This is a genomic window from Bacillus sp. FSL K6-3312 (assembly GCF_038007485.1).
Taxonomy (GTDB): domain Bacteria; phylum Bacillota; class Bacilli; order Bacillales; family Bacillaceae; genus Bacillus; species Bacillus pumilus.
In genome coordinates, this window is record NZ_JBBOXI010000001.1 from 538252 (window position 1) to 553352 (window position 15101).

15 protein-coding genes and 7 tRNA genes are annotated in these 15101 nt (G+C 42.7%); 19 read left to right on the plus strand and 3 right to left on the minus strand.

Translation table 11 applies throughout. The features are described from left to right. Positions 1 to 31: 31 nt before the first annotated feature. From MHI11_RS02610 to MHI11_RS02630, 5 genes are all read left to right on the plus strand, one after another. Positions 32 to 361, plus strand: a complete 330-nt coding sequence (locus MHI11_RS02610) for an anti-sigma factor antagonist (protein WP_044140572.1) — start codon at positions 32 to 34, stop codon at positions 359 to 361. After that, entirely contained in the window at positions 358 to 846 is a 489-nt protein-coding gene (rsbW, locus tag MHI11_RS02615; protein WP_044140573.1) for an anti-sigma B factor RsbW, read from the plus strand. The genes MHI11_RS02610 and rsbW overlap by 4 nt, the downstream gene beginning before the upstream one ends. After that, entirely contained in the window at positions 812 to 1600 is a 789-nt protein-coding gene (sigB, locus tag MHI11_RS02620) for an RNA polymerase sigma factor SigB (RefSeq protein WP_012009000.1), read from the plus strand. The genes rsbW and sigB overlap by 35 nt, the downstream gene beginning before the upstream one ends. Next, positions 1600 to 2199: a PP2C family serine/threonine-protein phosphatase gene (locus MHI11_RS02625; RefSeq protein WP_044140574.1), complete on the plus strand. Its 600-nt coding sequence runs from the start codon at positions 1600 to 1602 to the stop codon at positions 2197 to 2199. Before sigB ends, MHI11_RS02625 begins: the two co-directional genes overlap by 1 nt. A 76-nt stretch (positions 2200 to 2275) precedes the next feature. Further along, complete coding sequence (locus MHI11_RS02630; RefSeq protein WP_044140575.1) at positions 2276 to 4435, plus strand: Tex family protein; 2160 nt, start codon at positions 2276 to 2278, stop codon at positions 4433 to 4435. A 19-nt stretch (positions 4436 to 4454) separates the two neighbouring features. Here MHI11_RS02630 and cmpA read toward each other — a convergent pair whose 3' ends face one another. Beyond that, positions 4455 to 4589 carry a cortex morphogenetic protein CmpA gene (cmpA, locus tag MHI11_RS02635; protein ID WP_113768720.1) on the minus strand — a complete coding sequence of 45 codons (135 nt, stop codon included), beginning with the start codon at positions 4587 to 4589 and terminating at the stop codon, positions 4455 to 4457. A gap of 99 nt (positions 4590 to 4688) precedes the next feature. Between cmpA and MHI11_RS02640 the strand changes: the two genes are divergently transcribed. The 13 genes from MHI11_RS02640 (at position 4689) to MHI11_RS02700 (ending at position 12789) form a co-directional block, all read left to right on the plus strand. Next, entirely contained in the window at positions 4689 to 5162 is a 474-nt protein-coding gene (locus tag MHI11_RS02640; RefSeq protein WP_111913362.1) for a SprT family protein, read from the plus strand. Positions 5163 to 5353: 191 nt separating this feature from the next. Continuing rightward, positions 5354 to 6331: a thiamine pyrophosphate-dependent dehydrogenase E1 component subunit alpha gene (locus MHI11_RS02645; protein ID WP_113768721.1), complete on the plus strand. Its 978-nt coding sequence runs from the start codon at positions 5354 to 5356 to the stop codon at positions 6329 to 6331. A 20-nt stretch (positions 6332 to 6351) separates the two neighbouring features. Beyond that, positions 6352 to 7389, plus strand: coding sequence for an alpha-ketoacid dehydrogenase subunit beta (locus tag MHI11_RS02650; protein ID WP_340960334.1), 1038 nt, complete (start codon positions 6352 to 6354; stop codon positions 7387 to 7389). A gap of 17 nt (positions 7390 to 7406) precedes the next feature. Then, positions 7407 to 8552, plus strand: a complete 1146-nt coding sequence (locus MHI11_RS02655; RefSeq protein ID WP_340960335.1) for a dihydrolipoamide acetyltransferase family protein — start codon at positions 7407 to 7409, stop codon at positions 8550 to 8552. 18 nt (positions 8553 to 8570) lie between these two features. After that, positions 8571 to 9950 carry a dihydrolipoyl dehydrogenase gene (gene lpdA, locus MHI11_RS02660; RefSeq protein ID WP_340960337.1) on the plus strand — a complete coding sequence of 460 codons (1380 nt, stop codon included), beginning with the start codon at positions 8571 to 8573 and terminating at the stop codon, positions 9948 to 9950. A 108-nt stretch (positions 9951 to 10058) separates the two neighbouring features. Beyond that, positions 10059 to 11906, plus strand: a complete 1848-nt coding sequence (locus MHI11_RS02665) for a sigma-54-dependent Fis family transcriptional regulator (protein ID WP_340960339.1) — start codon at positions 10059 to 10061, stop codon at positions 11904 to 11906. 209 nt (positions 11907 to 12115) lie between these two features. Then, a tRNA-Asn gene (locus MHI11_RS02670) sits at positions 12116 to 12190 on the plus strand. Positions 12191 to 12194: 4 nt separating this feature from the next. Next, positions 12195 to 12285: transfer RNA gene (locus MHI11_RS02675), tRNA-Ser, on the plus strand. A gap of 9 nt (positions 12286 to 12294) precedes the next feature. Beyond that, positions 12295 to 12366: transfer RNA gene (locus MHI11_RS02680), tRNA-Glu, on the plus strand. 20 nt (positions 12367 to 12386) lie between these two features. Next, positions 12387 to 12461: transfer RNA gene (locus MHI11_RS02685), tRNA-Gln, on the plus strand. Between the two features lie 30 nt (positions 12462 to 12491). Beyond that, a tRNA-Lys gene (locus MHI11_RS02690) sits at positions 12492 to 12567 on the plus strand. A 7-nt stretch (positions 12568 to 12574) separates the two neighbouring features. Further along, a tRNA-Leu gene (locus MHI11_RS02695) sits at positions 12575 to 12657 on the plus strand. A 48-nt stretch (positions 12658 to 12705) separates the two neighbouring features. Further along, a tRNA-Leu gene (locus MHI11_RS02700) sits at positions 12706 to 12789 on the plus strand. 96 nt (positions 12790 to 12885) lie between these two features. Here MHI11_RS02700 and MHI11_RS02705 read toward each other — a convergent pair. Together MHI11_RS02705 and MHI11_RS02710 are read right to left on the minus strand one after the other, a co-directional pair. Further along, positions 12886 to 13230, minus strand: a complete 345-nt coding sequence (locus MHI11_RS02705; protein WP_034620217.1) for a hypothetical protein — start codon at positions 13228 to 13230, stop codon at positions 12886 to 12888. A 301-nt stretch (positions 13231 to 13531) separates the two neighbouring features. Then, positions 13532 to 14368 carry an NAD(P)-dependent alcohol dehydrogenase gene (locus tag MHI11_RS02710; protein WP_340960341.1) on the minus strand — a complete coding sequence of 279 codons (837 nt, stop codon included), beginning with the start codon at positions 14366 to 14368 and terminating at the stop codon, positions 13532 to 13534. A 308-nt stretch (positions 14369 to 14676) separates the two neighbouring features. Here MHI11_RS02710 and MHI11_RS02715 point away from each other — a divergent pair, with 308 nt between their 5' ends. Continuing rightward, positions 14677 to 15012 (plus strand): winged helix-turn-helix transcriptional regulator, encoded by a 336-nt coding sequence (locus MHI11_RS02715; protein WP_044140585.1) that lies wholly within the window; start codon positions 14677 to 14679, stop codon positions 15010 to 15012. The last annotated feature ends 89 nt before the right edge of the window (positions 15013 to 15101 follow it).

Below are 15101 nucleotides of genomic sequence, written 5' to 3' on the forward strand. Positions count from 1 at the left end.
TAGGAAACAAGAATTTCGAGGTGAATGCATAATGAATATGACAGTGAAAGAGCATCAAATAGATCAAAAAACGAAAATTAGTGTCAGCGGAGAAATCGATGTGTACTCTGCTCCTCAGCTAAGAGAAACACTCATGCCTAAAGCCGAGGCGGGAGAGCATCTTGAAATTTGTTTGAAGGATGTTACGTATATGGATAGTACAGGATTAGGTGTATTTGTTGGGCTGTTTAAAGCGGCTCAAAAAGCAGGTGGAACACTAAAGCTTGAGAACTTGTCAGAACGGCTTGTAAGGTTGTTTGAAATTACTGGACTAAAGGACATCATTGACATTTCTGCAAAAACAGAGGGTGGGGTACAATGAACGAATCAGTAGATCTAATCGAGATGAAAATCCCAGCGAAACCAGAATACGTAGGCATCATTCGCCTGACTCTTTCAGGCGTAGCAAGCCGAATGGGCTATGTTTACGAAGAGATTGAAGACTTGAAAATTGCCGTCAGTGAGGCCTGTACAAATGCAGTTCAGCATGCCTATAAAGGTGAACATGGCGAAGATGGAGAGGTAGCAGTTCGCTTTCTTGTCTATGAGGATCGTCTAGAAATCATTGTTGCTGACAAAGGCGGTAGCTTTGACTTTAAGCAAAAGCAGGAAGGATTAGGGCCTTACACATCTGCTCATACGGTGGATCAATTGGCAGAAGGAGGTCTTGGTTTATACTTAATGCAAACATTGATGGATGAAGTCGAGGTGCAAGCAAACTCCGGAGTTACCGTTGCGATGACAAAGTTTTTAAACAGGGAGCGAGTTGACCATGACACAACCATCCAAAACTATGAAACTAACTAAAGATGAAGTGGATCGCCTTATCCAAAGCTATCAATCCAATCAAGATGAGCAGGCGCAGCTCACGCTGGTCGAATGCTATACAAACTTGGTCGATATGTTGGCAAAAAAATATTCAAAAGGAAAAAGCTTTCATGAGGATCTCAGACAAGTTGGAATGATTGGTTTACTTGGCGCTATTAAGCGATATGACCCACTCGTCGGTAAATCATTTGAAGCCTTTGCCATTCCAACCATCATCGGGGAAATCAAACGCTTTTTACGAGATAAAACATGGAGTGTCCATGTACCAAGGCGAATCAAAGAGCTTGGACCAAGAATCAAGATGGCCGTTGATCATCTAACAACAGAGACGCAAAAATCACCGAAAGTCCAAGAAATTGCAGAGTACCTAGATGTGACAGAGGAAGAAGTACTGGAAACCATGGAGATGGGCAAAAGCTATCAAGCACTGTCTGTTGACCAAGGCGTAGAGGCTGATTCTGAAGGAAGTACAGTCACCATTTTAGACGTTGTCGGCTCACAAGAAGAGGGCTACGAACGTGTAAACCAAAAAATGATGCTTGAGAGTGTGCTTCATGTTCTGACAGATCGAGAAAAAGAGATTATCAACCTGACTTATTTGCAAAATAAGAGTCAGAAAGAAACAGGCGATTTACTAGGGATATCCCAAATGCATGTATCGAGACTGCAACGGAAGGCAGTTAAAAAGCTACGAGATGCATTATCAGAAGATGCGTCTATGGAGCTAGGGTAATGAAGCAGATTGAACAGCACGAGCATGTGAATGCCATTATCTATCAATCGAATAAAGAAGGGAAATCATGCTGCGGGGACAGTTTTTTTATTAAAGCAGATGATGAAGAACTAATTTGTGCTGTGGCAGACGGATTAGGCAGCGGTCAGTTCGCCAATGAATCATCTTCTTTAGTCAGCGAAATTGTCGAAGAATATGGACATGAGGATATGACGACCCTCATCGAAAGATGCAATCAGGCGATGAAAAATAAACGCGGAGCCACAGTTGCGATCTTAAAGGTGAATTTTTCCCAGCAGCAATTTACCTATTGTTCGGTTGGTAATATTCGGTTCATCTTGAATGCCCCTTCTGGCGACTATATTTATCCACTTCCGACATCAGGATACTTATCAGGGAAACCTAGAAAATATAAAACATACACCTATTCCTACGAAAAAGGATCAACATTCATTATGTATTCAGACGGATTGAATGTGCCAAACATGAGAATGTGTTTAAAGCATAGTCATTCAGTTGCAGACATTGCCAAACAACTTGAAACATACACACAAGACAAGAAGGACGATCTCACCTATGTACTTGGTCAGCTCACGTAAAATAGCTGACCTTTTTTCTGTTTTGCCGGTTTTTTTGATACACTAAAAGAGAAGACACAGTGAGGGGATGCAAAGTATGAAGACATCTGACTTTTTATTGAAACAAATTGCAACAGAATTAAAGCTTTCAACAAAACAAATTGAAAGTGTCATCAAGCTCTTAGAGGATGGCAACACCGTCCCGTTTATTGCCCGTTACCGGAAAGAGCAGACAGGCTCACTGGATGAGGTGCAAATTCAAACCATTTCAGAGCGCTATACATATATCCAAAATGTCATGAACCGAAAAGAAGAAGTCATCCGATTAATCGCAGAACAAGACAAACTGACGGATGAATTAAAACAAAAAATTGAGCAGGCTCATAAACTGCAAGAGGTCGAAGATTTATACCGGCCATTCAAACAAAAACGTAAAACAAAAGCAAATGTAGCCAAAGCAAAAGGGCTCGAGCCGCTGGCTGAATATGTACTCACGCTGCCAAACGATGAGATCGAAAAGAAGGCCGCTTCTTTTATCAACGAAGAAAAGGAAGTAACAAGTGTAGAAGAGGCACTGGAAGGCGCGCAGCACATCATTGCTGAACAGCTGGCAGATGATCCTGATATGCGGAAATGGATTCGCAGCGAAACGTACCAAAAGGGCAGTCTAGTCACATCAGGAAAAGACATCGAAAGCGATGAAAAAAATGTCTATGAAATGTATTACGATTATCAAGAGCCCATCAAAAAGATAGTGCCTCACCGTGTACTAGCGGTTAATCGTGGAGAGAAAGAAGGCATCTTAAAGGCAGCCATCGAGCCACCTGCTGAAAATATTCGTTTCTATCTCGACAAACAAGTCATAAAAGGCAAACAGACGACGGCGAGACCGTTTATCGAAGCGGCAATTGACGATGCGTATAAACGCCTCATTCAGCCTTCCATCGAACGAGAAATACGCAAAGAGCTGACAGAAAAAGCAGAAGAACAAGCGATTCATATTTTTGCTGAAAACTTAAGAAAACTACTACTTCAGCCGCCGATGAAAGGGAAACGTGTACTTGGAGTGGACCCTGCGTTTCGTACAGGCTGTAAATTAGCCGTCGTGGATGATACGGGCAAAGTCCATCATATCGGCGTCATTTACCCGCATCCGCCTGTGCAGAAAAAAGCGGAAGCCAAACAAAAAGTGAAAGAGATCATTCAATCGTCAAATATTGAAGTCATTGCGATTGGAAACGGAACAGCCTCAAGAGAGACTGAACAATTCATTGCAGACCTCATTCAAGAGTTGGATCAGCCGGTCTCCTATTTGATCGTGAATGAAGCAGGAGCAAGCGTATACTCTGCGTCTGCACTGGCGCGAGAAGAGTTTCCAGACCTGCAAGTCGAAGAACGAAGCGCCATATCCATTGCTCGAAGATTACAAGATCCTTTAGCAGAGCTCGTGAAAATTGATCCGAAGTCTGTCGGAGTGGGCCAATACCAGCATGACGTGAGCCAAAAGCAATTAAACAGCTCGTTAACCTTCGTGGTAGAGACGGTCGTCAACCAAGTCGGTGTGAACGTCAATACGGCCTCACAGGCGCTGCTGCAATATGTGTCAGGTCTTTCAAAAGCCGTCGCAGGGAATATCATCAAGCGCCGCGAAGAGATTGGGAGATTCACAAGCAGAAAAGAGCTAAAGGACATTCCAAGACTTGGGGCAAAGACTTATGAGCAGTGTATCGGTTTCCTGCGCATCGCAGATGGACAAGATCCACTTGATCGGACAGGCATTCACCCAGAGAGCTATAAAGAAACAAAACAGTTCTTACGCATGATCAAGATGACACCAAATGATCTTGGCACAGAGCAGTTAAAGGAGAAAATCGCAGAGGTCAAACTGGATGAAGCAGCAGAGCAGCTTGATATTGGTATCATTACACTTCAGGACATCATCGATCAGCTGACAAGACCCGAGCGTGATCCGCGCGATGAAGTACCAAAACCTCTTTTAAAAACAGATGTGTTGAAATTGGAGGACTTGAAGCAAGGAATGGAGCTGCAAGGAACGGTAAGAAACGTCGTAGACTTCGGCGCATTCGTTGATATTGGTGTGAAACAGGACGGGCTTGTCCATATTTCTAAGCTCAGCAGCCGTTTTGTGAAGCATCCGCTTGACGTTGTATCAGTTGGTGACATTGTGACTGTATGGGTGGACTCCGTTGATCAGGTAAAAGGCCGCGTTGCCCTCTCCATGCTGAAACCAGAGTAAACAAAAAACGAGGCGCACCTTAGGATGGGGTGTGCCTTGATGTGACTGAATTTTTTTTTCTGTAGAAGTACCAGCATTGATTCAGCAACTTGATTTGGTAATGATTTTTTTCGAAAAAAGCCTTCTGCATCTGATTTTTCAGCCAGTTGGGCATCGCCCATTCCTCCTTTGATCAAAACAGTGGGTGTACCTTCAATGTATGCAAAGGGGAAATTGTCCTGTTCGATATTTTTATAGAAAGGAACGATCTTGATTGAAGGAGAGCGAGTTACAGCAGTTAACAGAGCATATTTCTGAGCATTTCTTTGGTAAGGCATTCCGCCATCAGGCTGTTTTTAATGACCGTCTCAAAACGACAGGCGGGCGATATTTACTTGGTACACACAATATCGAACTGAACCGCCGATACCTAGAGGAACATGGACGAGAAGAATTAATCGGGATCATTAAGCATGAGCTGTGTCATTATCATCTGCATCTTGAGGGGAAAGGCTATCAGCATCGTGACCGTTCCTTTAAAGAGTTATTAAAACAAGTAGGAGCCCCGCGTTTTTGTACACCGCTAAAGACCGTACAAAATAAACGGCGTGTACAGAAACGGCATGAATATGTCTGCACAGGATGCGGTCAGTATTTTATCAGGAAAAGACGGTTTGATACCTCTCGTTATGTGTGCGGCGTCTGCAAAGGAAAATTAAAATGGCAGCGTACAATCGGTTCAGAGTGATAAGCATTCCTTTAGGGATGCTTTTTTTGTGAGATGAAGTAGACACATTGAGACAAATAGAGACGCAAGTCTCATTTTGTCTCTTTTTTGATCGATGTGAATCGCTCAAAGCCTAGGCTTTCAAGCGCCATGATGTTGGCACGCTTTTTGCTTGTATAGAAGTGCAAGTAAAAAAGATAGGAGGTTTTATCATGGAAATGGCACTCACAAAAGAAAAAGCCGTTTGGATGTATCAAAAAATGCAGGAAATCCGCCAATTTGAAGATCAAGTACACACGCTTTTTACAAAAGGGATCTTGCCAGGTTTTGTCCATCTTTATGCTGGTGAAGAAGCTGTTGCTGTCGGAGTCTGCGCTCATCTGAATGAACAAGACAGTATTACAAGTACTCACCGTGGCCACGGTCATTGTATCGCTAAGGGCTGTGATCTAAAAGGAATGATGGCAGAAATCTATGGAAAAGCCACAGGCCTTTGTAAAGGAAAAGGTGGATCTATGCACATTGCAGATTTTGATAAAGGAATGCTCGGTGCCAACGGAATTGTTGGAGGCGGCTTTCCACTTGCGTGCGGGGCAGCCCTCACAGCTAAATATAAAAAGACAGATAATGTAAGCGTTTGCTTTTTTGGGGATGGTGCAAACAATCAAGGGACTTTTCACGAAGGAATCAACCTCGCCGCTATCTGGAAACTGCCAGTCATTTTCATCGCAGAAAACAATGGTTACGGGGAAGCGACGCCATTTTCCTATGCTTCAAGCTGCAAATCGATTGTGGATCGAGCCGCCAGTTATGGTATTCCGGGTATTCAAGTAGATGGAAAAGATGTGACAGCCGTTTATCAAGCAGCAGAACAAGCGATAGAACGAGCAAAAAATGGAGAAGGTCCGACATTGATTGAATGCATGACATATCGGAATTATGGTCATTTTGAAGGAGACGCCCAGCGCTACAAAACAAGCCGAGAAAAAACAGAACACCAAGAAGAGAAAGATGCCATCACGCTTTTTAAAAATGAATTATTAAAGGAGCAGCTGCTGACGGATCAAGAGATATCAAGTATTGAAGCGGCTGTAGCAGAAGCGATAGATGAAGCGGTTAGATTCAGTGAAGAAAGTGAATATCCAGATCAATCCGAATTATTGACCGACGTGTATGTTTCGTATCAATAAATCAGAAAGGGGAGAGGGAAATGATAAGAGAAATCAGCATGTCTAGTGCTTTGAATGAAGCGATTAAACTGGCGATGAGAAGAGACGAAGATGTCATTTTAATGGGAGAAGATGTTGCGGGAGGCGCTCATGTAGATCACTTACAGGATGATGAAGCATGGGGCGGTGTTCTTGGTGTAACGAAAGGAATCGTACAGGAATTTGGACGTGAGCGTGTCCTTGACACACCGATTAGTGAAGCTGGCTATGTTGGTGCGGCTATGGCAGCTGCGTCAACAGGGCTAAGGCCAATTGCGGAGCTTATGTTTAATGATTTTATCGGTACTTGTCTGGACCAAGTGCTGAATCAAGGCGCAAAATTTCGATACATGTTTGGCGGAAAAGCAGAGGTGCCAATCACAATTAGAACGACACATGGGGCGGGTTTTAGAGCAGCTGCCCAGCATTCGCAAAGTTTGTATGCACTATTTACAAGCATCCCTGGTTTGAAAGTAGTTGTGCCTTCTTCACCATATGATGCCAAAGGGCTGCTGCTGGCAGCCATCGAGGATCAGGACCCTGTCATCTTTTTTGAAGACAAGACGCTTTACAATATCACAGGAGATGTGCCGGAGAGGTATTACACACTGCCGCTTGGTAAAGCAGATGTGAAGAGAGAAGGATCTGATGTAACCATCTTTGCAGTAGGCAAACAAGTGCATACAGCACTCGAAGCAGCAGAGCAATTGTCTGCACAAGGTATTGAAGCGGAAGTGATTGATCCAAGAAGCTTGTCGCCGCTTGATGAAGAGGCCCTTCTGACTTCAGTAGAAAAAACAAATCGACTTGTCATTGTCGATGAAGCAAATCCAAGGTGCGGAATTGCCGCTGATATTTCTTCTTTGATTGCGGATAAAGGATTTGATTTACTTGACGCGCCAATCAAAAAAGTGACGGCTCCTCATACGCCGGTACCATTTTCACCACCTCTTGAAGATATATATCTACCAACACCTGATAAAGTTGTGAACACTGTATTAGAGATGATTGGCAAGAGTCATGACAAGATCTTGAACTAGAGAAAGGAGAGAGGGAGATGGCTGTCGAAGTTGTGATGCCTAAATTGGGCATGTCGATGAAAGAAGGAACGGTATCTGTCTGGAATAAGGAGGTTGGTGAGACCGTAAATAAAGGGGAAAGCATTGCAAGCATCAACTCCGAAAAAATTGAAATGGAGATTGAATCACCTGCTGAAGGAACCATATTGGATATAAAAGTGTCAGAGGGAGAAGGTGTACCGCCTGGCACGGTCATCTGCTATATCGGTGAAGGAAATGAACAAGTGGAGGAAAAGAAAGAAAGAGACATCCAGTCAAAATCAAAGAAAGAGAGAAAGAAAATCTCACCTGTTGCCCGTAAAATGGCGAATAGCGCAAACCTAGACATTGATACGCTCGTGGGGACAGGACCAGGTGGAAGAATTACGAAAGAGGATGTGCTTCATGCGCTTCCTGAACGGGAAGAGAAAAAACAAGAAGAGAAAAAACAAAATGAGACAGAGCATCAGCCGATTAACATGATGCGGAAAACAATTGCCTCAAGAATGATGGAGAGCCTGCAAACAAGTGCACAATTAACCATTACGATGAAAGCGGACGTGACACAACTTACAAACTTACAACAACAGCTAAATGGAACAGCCATAGCACGTTACGATACAAAGTTGACCATCACCGATTTTGTAGCCAAAGCAGCGATCCTTTCGTTGTTAGAACATCCTGCGATGAACAGTCAATATCATAACGGAGTTGTGGAAACCTTTGAGAATGTTCATCTTGGGATTGCTGCTGCGTTAGATAACGGATTGGCTGTACCGGTCATTCAGCATGCGGAGCGGTTAACGCTGATAGAGCTAGCGAAGAGCATTAAATTGTATGGCCAAAAAGCACGTGAAGGAAAGCTTCTCCATGATGAAATCCAAGGTTCGACCTTTACATTGACCAATCTTGGAGCCTATGGTGTAGAGTATTTCACGCCAATTTTGAATCCGCCGGAAGCAGGTATCCTGGGCGTCGGAACAATGTATGACACCCCGGTTTATCGAGAGGATGAATTGTGCAAAGGGACCATCCTGCCTCTCAGTCTTACGTTTGATCACCGCGTGCTGGACGGAGCGCCGGCGTCCGCATTTTTATCAACGGTCAAAGCACATTTAGAAGAACCAATATCCACTCTTTTATAGGAAGAAGGTGAACGTACCATGACACTGGTCATTATAGGAGGCGGACCAGCAGGTTATGTGGCAGCCATAACAGCCGCCCGTTTCGGCAGGGAGGTTGTGTTAATTGATCAAGGTCAGCTGGGGGGGACCTGCCTCAATGAAGGCTGTATTCCGACCAAAGCACTTTTGCAAAGTGCCGATATGTATGAGCATGTGAAATCGGCTGGACATTTTGGAATTGAGCTTCCAGAACATGAGCCTATCATCCAATGGAATGCTGTCCAAAAACGGAAGCAGTCTGTCGTCAAGCAGCTCACTGATGGTGTTCGCTACTTGATGAATAAAAACAAAGTCACCGTGGTAAATGGGAAGGCTTCATTTCTATCAGCACATGAGCTATTGATAGAAAGTGAAGGGAAGTCTGACATCATTCAAGCAAAACAAATCATTATTGCATCAGGGGCAGCGCCTGCTGCTTTACCTTTTGCACCTTTTGATGGCGAATGGATCATTCACAGCAAGGATGCCATGTCACTTTCTTCAATACCAAATTCGCTTTGCATCATTGGGGGCGGGGTGATCGGCTGTGAGTTTGCGAGCATCTTTAGCAGAATGGGATCAAAGGTTGTCATGGTTGAACGGGCAGTGCACATTTTACCTGAAGAAGATCGTGATACAGCACAATGTCTTCACGAGCAACTCGAAGAAACGGGTGTAGACATTTTGACGTCCGCCGCAGTCAAACAGCTTGATTCCTCTTCAAGAAAAGTAGGGGTGGAGAATAATCAAGGAGAGCGGTGTGAAATCCAGTCGGATCTTTGCTTAGTGGCCATTGGCAGAAATCCGCAGCTTGGAGAATTGAATCTTGATCAGGTTGGTATTGATTTTGATAGAAACGGCATCTACGTTAATGAACATATGCAAACCAATCACCCGCATATCTATGCGTGCGGTGATGTAACAGGTGGGGTCCAGCTTGCTCATGCTGCTTTTCATGAAGGAACGGTTGCGGCATCCCATGCATCAGGTGAACATGTAAAGATGAATGAGCAAGTGATTCCGAGGTGCATCTACACCTCTCCAGAAATCGCCAGTGTTGGTTTAAATGAAGAGAGTGCTAGAAAACAATATGAGGAGATTCGGATAGGGACATGTGCATTTTCTGCAAATGGAAAAGCATTAATCTTAAATCAACCAACCGGTCACGTAAAGGTCATTGTAGAACCGCAATATCAAGAAATATTAGGTGTTTCAATCATCGGACCAAATGCAACAGAACTGATTGGACAAGCGGCGATGATGATGCATACAGAGCTGACCACTGATACTTTAGAGCAGTTTATTACGGCACATCCGACACTTTCAGAGGCGATACACGAAGCCTTGCTGCAAACCATTGGACGAGCGGTACACTGTTGAAAAAGGCTTCTTTTCTATCCGATTGACTTCTTGGGTTAGCTAATGATAATTGAAAGCGCTTTTATAATTATCTATAATGAATAAAAAGCCCCTAGAGGAGAGGATGGAATGAATCCGACGCCTTGTTATTTAAATACGTGGAAACGTTTTGTTCGTGAAGGTTTGCTTGATCAGTCTCGTCTGAATAAGAGAGTGGTGGAATCATGGCACAGGTGTAAACAGGCAAATGTGAATCCGTATTTAGATAAAGGACAGTCGTTGTTAGAAAAGGAATTATTCAGTGCTCAAAAAAAGAAATACTCATTATTCCTCAATACCGCTCTTCCTTACTTAAATAAAATCAGTCAGCAATTAAAAGAATCTGACATGTTGGCCTTACTCATCGATGCAGACGGTTATGTGCTAAGTCTGACAGGAAGCGAAAGAACGATGGTGGAAGCAAGAAAAATTAATTTTATGGAGGGGGCGCGCTGGACCGAAACAGATGTAGGGACAAACGCGATCGGAACGGCACTCGTCATCGGAGAAGCGGTGACGATCAATGGAACTGAGCATTTTTCTATCGCCTCTCATCATTGGAGTTGTTCAGCCGCTCCTATTCGCGATGCAGACGGTACAATCATAGGGGTGATTGACATCTCCTGTATGACGGATAACAAGCACCCTTTTATGCTTGGAATGGCATCAACGGTTGCTTATGCCATCGAGAGAGAAATTCAAGTCCAGCAAAAAAGGAGGGAGATGGAGCTAATCACTCACTGTCACCAGCAGGTGGAAGCAGACGAACCGTATGTGGTCTGTAATGAAAAAAAGCAAATTGTTTCTGCCAGCCGGTCGATTAGAGAACGATTTTCAGACTGGTATGGAATGGATGTCGAGCGGCTTAAGGATCATCCATTTGTTATCAGAGGAAAGCAGATCATTCAATCAGAGCAAGATGGAAAGATGCTAGGCATATCCCTTTCCCTTGAAGAAGCAGCGAAAAGCAGCATAACCATTTCTTTTGCTCAATTTCCCGGGGAATCCGGAACAAGTAAGGTATTTCAACAGACGCTCAGCGAAATGAAACGAGCGGCACAAACAGATGCAAATGTATATATTTGGGGAGAAACAGGTACAGGAAAGGAACTGACCGCTAGAGCTATTCACTCTGCCAGTGAAAGGCATAAAGGACCGTTTATTGCTGTTAATTGCGGAGCCATTCCTGAAAGCCTTTTAGAAAGCGAATTATTTGGCTATGCTGAAGGGGCTTTTACAGGGGCAAAACGTCATGGAGCTAAAGGGAAATTTGAACAAGCTCATAAAGGAACACTCTTTTTAGACGAAATTGGCGAAATCCCATATGCGATGCAAGTAGCGCTTCTTAGAGTGATAGAAGAAAGGGCAGTCGTACCGCTCGGCGGGACACACGAAACCCCTTTGGATATTAGAATCATTACAGCGACACACCGTAATATGAACGAACTGCTGAAGGAAGGGAAAATACGAGAAGACTTGTATTACCGTCTTCATGTCTATCCAATCAACATCCCGCCGCTTAGAGAAAGAAAAGAAGACATTCATGATTTATATCGTTATTACCAAAAGAAGCACCACTGGAATGCGGCGTTTCCTGAATCATTTTTTCAGAAATTACAGGAGTATCATTGGCCAGGAAACATACGAGAGCTTTTTAACCTATTTGAACATCTAAGGGTCCTCTTTCCGCAAGGCGGATGGATTGGTGAATCGCAATATGCTTCAGTATTAGAGGCGATTGATCAGAAAAAGCAGAAGCTGCATCCAGCAGAGTGTACTGAAACTCCAAAAGAACTCACATTCAGGGAACGCATTCAAAAGCAAACAGTGATAGAAGCACTGCATAAAACAAAAGGTCATGTGTCAGAAGCAGCGAGGTTAGCAGGAGTGCCAAGAAGTACTTTTTATAAATGGATGAGAAAGTTTCATCTGTCTTAATCTCATGGAAGGCTGCATCAATGCCCTTGGTCTACTTGAAGAGGTCGGGGGCTTTCTGCCAAGTTAAACAAATGGCATGGAAAAAGGCTTGACTGTTATATTAGTATATGTTAAATTATAAAAGCCGTCGCAAATGAAGCAGGAATGAAACGCTTTAAAATTCTTGACACATTTTTCTGGCATATATATAATGAAACATGTCTTATTATTCCGCAGTAGCTCAGTGGTAGAGCTATCGGCTGTTAACCGATCGGTCGTAGGTTCGAGTCCTACCTGCGGAGCCATAATGGAGAAGTACTCAAGTGGCTGAAGAGGCGCCCCTGCTAAGGGTGTAGGTCGCGCGAGCGGCGCGAGGGTTCAAATCCCTCCTTCTCCGCCATTATTTTATGGCCCGTTGGTCAAGCGGTTAAGACACCGCCCTTTCACGGCGGTAACACGGGTTCGAATCCCGTACGGGTCATGTTTTGTTTTTTGATTCGTTGGGCTATAGCCAAGCGGTAAGGCAACGGACTTTGACTCCGTCATGCGTTGGTTCGAATCCAGCTAGCCCAGCCATTTTTTTATATGTTTTTCTGCATAGCAGATGAGCCATTAGCTCAGTTGGTAGAGCATCTGACTTTTAATCAGAGGGTCGAAGGTTCGAGTCCTTCATGGCTCACCATTGTCACGCGGGTGTGGCGGAATTGGCAGACGCGCTAGACTTAGGATCTAGTGTCTTTATGACGTGGGGGTTCAAGTCCCTTCACCCGCATTGTTTTTTCAAACAGTGCACTTATGAATATATGAGCACATCATACACGCGGTCGTGGCGGAATGGCAGACGCGCTAGGTTGAGGGCCTAGTGGGTGAATAACCCGTGGAGGTTCAAGTCCTCTCGGCCGCATCTAAAAAACCAAAGGTGGTAAACCTTTGGTTTTTTAATTTTTTATCACTTTTAAATGAATTTGTCCATTTACCTTAAGTAAGTGGACTTTTTTAATTATCGAGGTTCAACTGTAATCTTAAAAATGACGTAATTATCGTTTATATCATAGGCATAAACCAACGCCGTGCCCAGTGATGAGTAAGAAGATACGACACCACTAGAACTAATGCTAATAAGGTGACTGCCAGAGATGATTTCCCATCTTGTATAGCCATACAGCAATCCAACGTTTGAGTTTCTTAGCATATGGAAATCGACCGTTCCAATTTCATTTGTAGGCTTTGCTATATTGTGAATTTTTGCAGGTTCTTGCGCAGAAGCTTGATTTGTTAAAGCTGGAAGAGCTAATGAAGAAATTGATAATACTGAAACAATTAATCCCTTGTAAAGTTTATTCATAATACTTCCCCCTCAGTTTGGTTTTATTACAAATTCATCATAACATGTAAAATATTTGAATTGTATGGATGTCGAGTATATTTCGAAATTTAACATTCTTCAAGGTCTGTATTTAAAAGAAGATAAGCATTTGTTAGACCGATGTTTTGGGTTCTTAAAAAGTAGGAAAATGTATAGTGATATTGAAGACTTTGCATTAGAAGCAGCTGAATACTTTAGAAGAGCTGGAAGATTTGAAATGGCTACCAAGCATGTACCTCTTACAACAGAAAAATTGAATAATGTCATGTCATTTGATGGTTTATTTGTTATCAAGTAAATTTATGATACGTTTTCCTCGTCCACCTCCAGTTTCTAAGGAATGATGAGCTTTGGCAACATCAGATAAAAGATAAATGCTATCAACAACTGGTCTGACCTTGTTGGAATCTACATAAGATGCTAATTCTTTTAAAAGTTCATTTTTTGGGTTTGCGCTGAATGTGCGAACTCTACGAGAACCGAAAGTAGTTGAAGCTAATATATATATGAAAGACGAAAAACTAGGAAATCCAATAGTAACCATTCTTCCGTTCTTTGTAAGCAGGCGCCTATAATGTTTGAGGTCAGTTCCAACTGTGTCCATGACTACATCAAACTTTTTAAGATCAGTAGGATACGTCTTTTTATAATCAAGTACTTCGTCTGCACCTAGCTCTTGAAGAAAAGTGAGATGTTTTTCGTTTGCAATAGCAGTTACATGAGCACCTAACATTTTTCCAATTTGAATCGCAATGCTTCCGACTCCTCCACTTGCACCACGTACAAGTAAATTTTCGCCTCTTCTAAGTTTAGCTTGATATTTTAAGGCAATAATTGCAGTAGCACCTACGCCAGGCAATGCCGCGGCTTGTATGAGATCAATCTTTGTAGGAGTTTTAGATATTTTCTCAGGTGATATAGCTACATATTCAGCGGCACTACCATTTTGGCTCCTGAGATTCATAGGAAGAACCCCCCACACTTTATCACCTAATTGATAACTTTTTACGTTCGATCCTACTTCAACAACCTCTCCAGAAAAATCTGCCCCTGTCCCTTTAGGGAATTGATTACCCGTTAATAGTTTCAACTTGCCTGATCGAAACAGCGTATCCATAGAGTTTACACTCGAACCATGTACACGAATGAGTACTTCTCCAGACTCTATAACAGGTTTTGATATAGAATCTTCAAAAAGAACATTCGGTGATCCATAATTGTGCAGCGCGCATCTGTTCATTTTTCATTTACTCACTCCATCTCCTTGAAAAAGTATTGACTTGAAGGTTTTTTATAATCAATTTGGCTCTCTAATACCTGGATGACACGGTTTACATATTTGATTATAATAAATGGAATTGATTTAACAAGTACGCAATATAAACTGCTTAAGGAAGGAAAAACTGACTAAGGGGTGGATAAAATATGACTGAAAGTGAGCTGAATAAAGCGATAGCTCCAGCGAGTTATGCATTAAATATATTAGCGGGAAAATGGAATTTAAAAATCTTAGCTGTACTATGTAGTTACAATGAGATTCGATATAATGAGTTAAAGCGTAAAGTGTATGGAATTACAGGAACAATGCTCAATCAATCATTAAAGGACCTGATTGAAAACGGAATTGTTCAACGAGTTCAGTATAATGAAGTTCCATCAAGAGTAGAATATTCATTGACTGGGGCAGGACTAGAGCTGATCCCTATATTTGAACAACTTTTTTTATGGGGCGAAAACCAATTAGAAAAATCAAAGTCATAATAAAATCCATCTACGTGAGAAGTTCGTTAGGGAATCATAGCATAGCTTCCTAACAAAGATTTTATTCACTTTAAGCTATGATGAAGAAA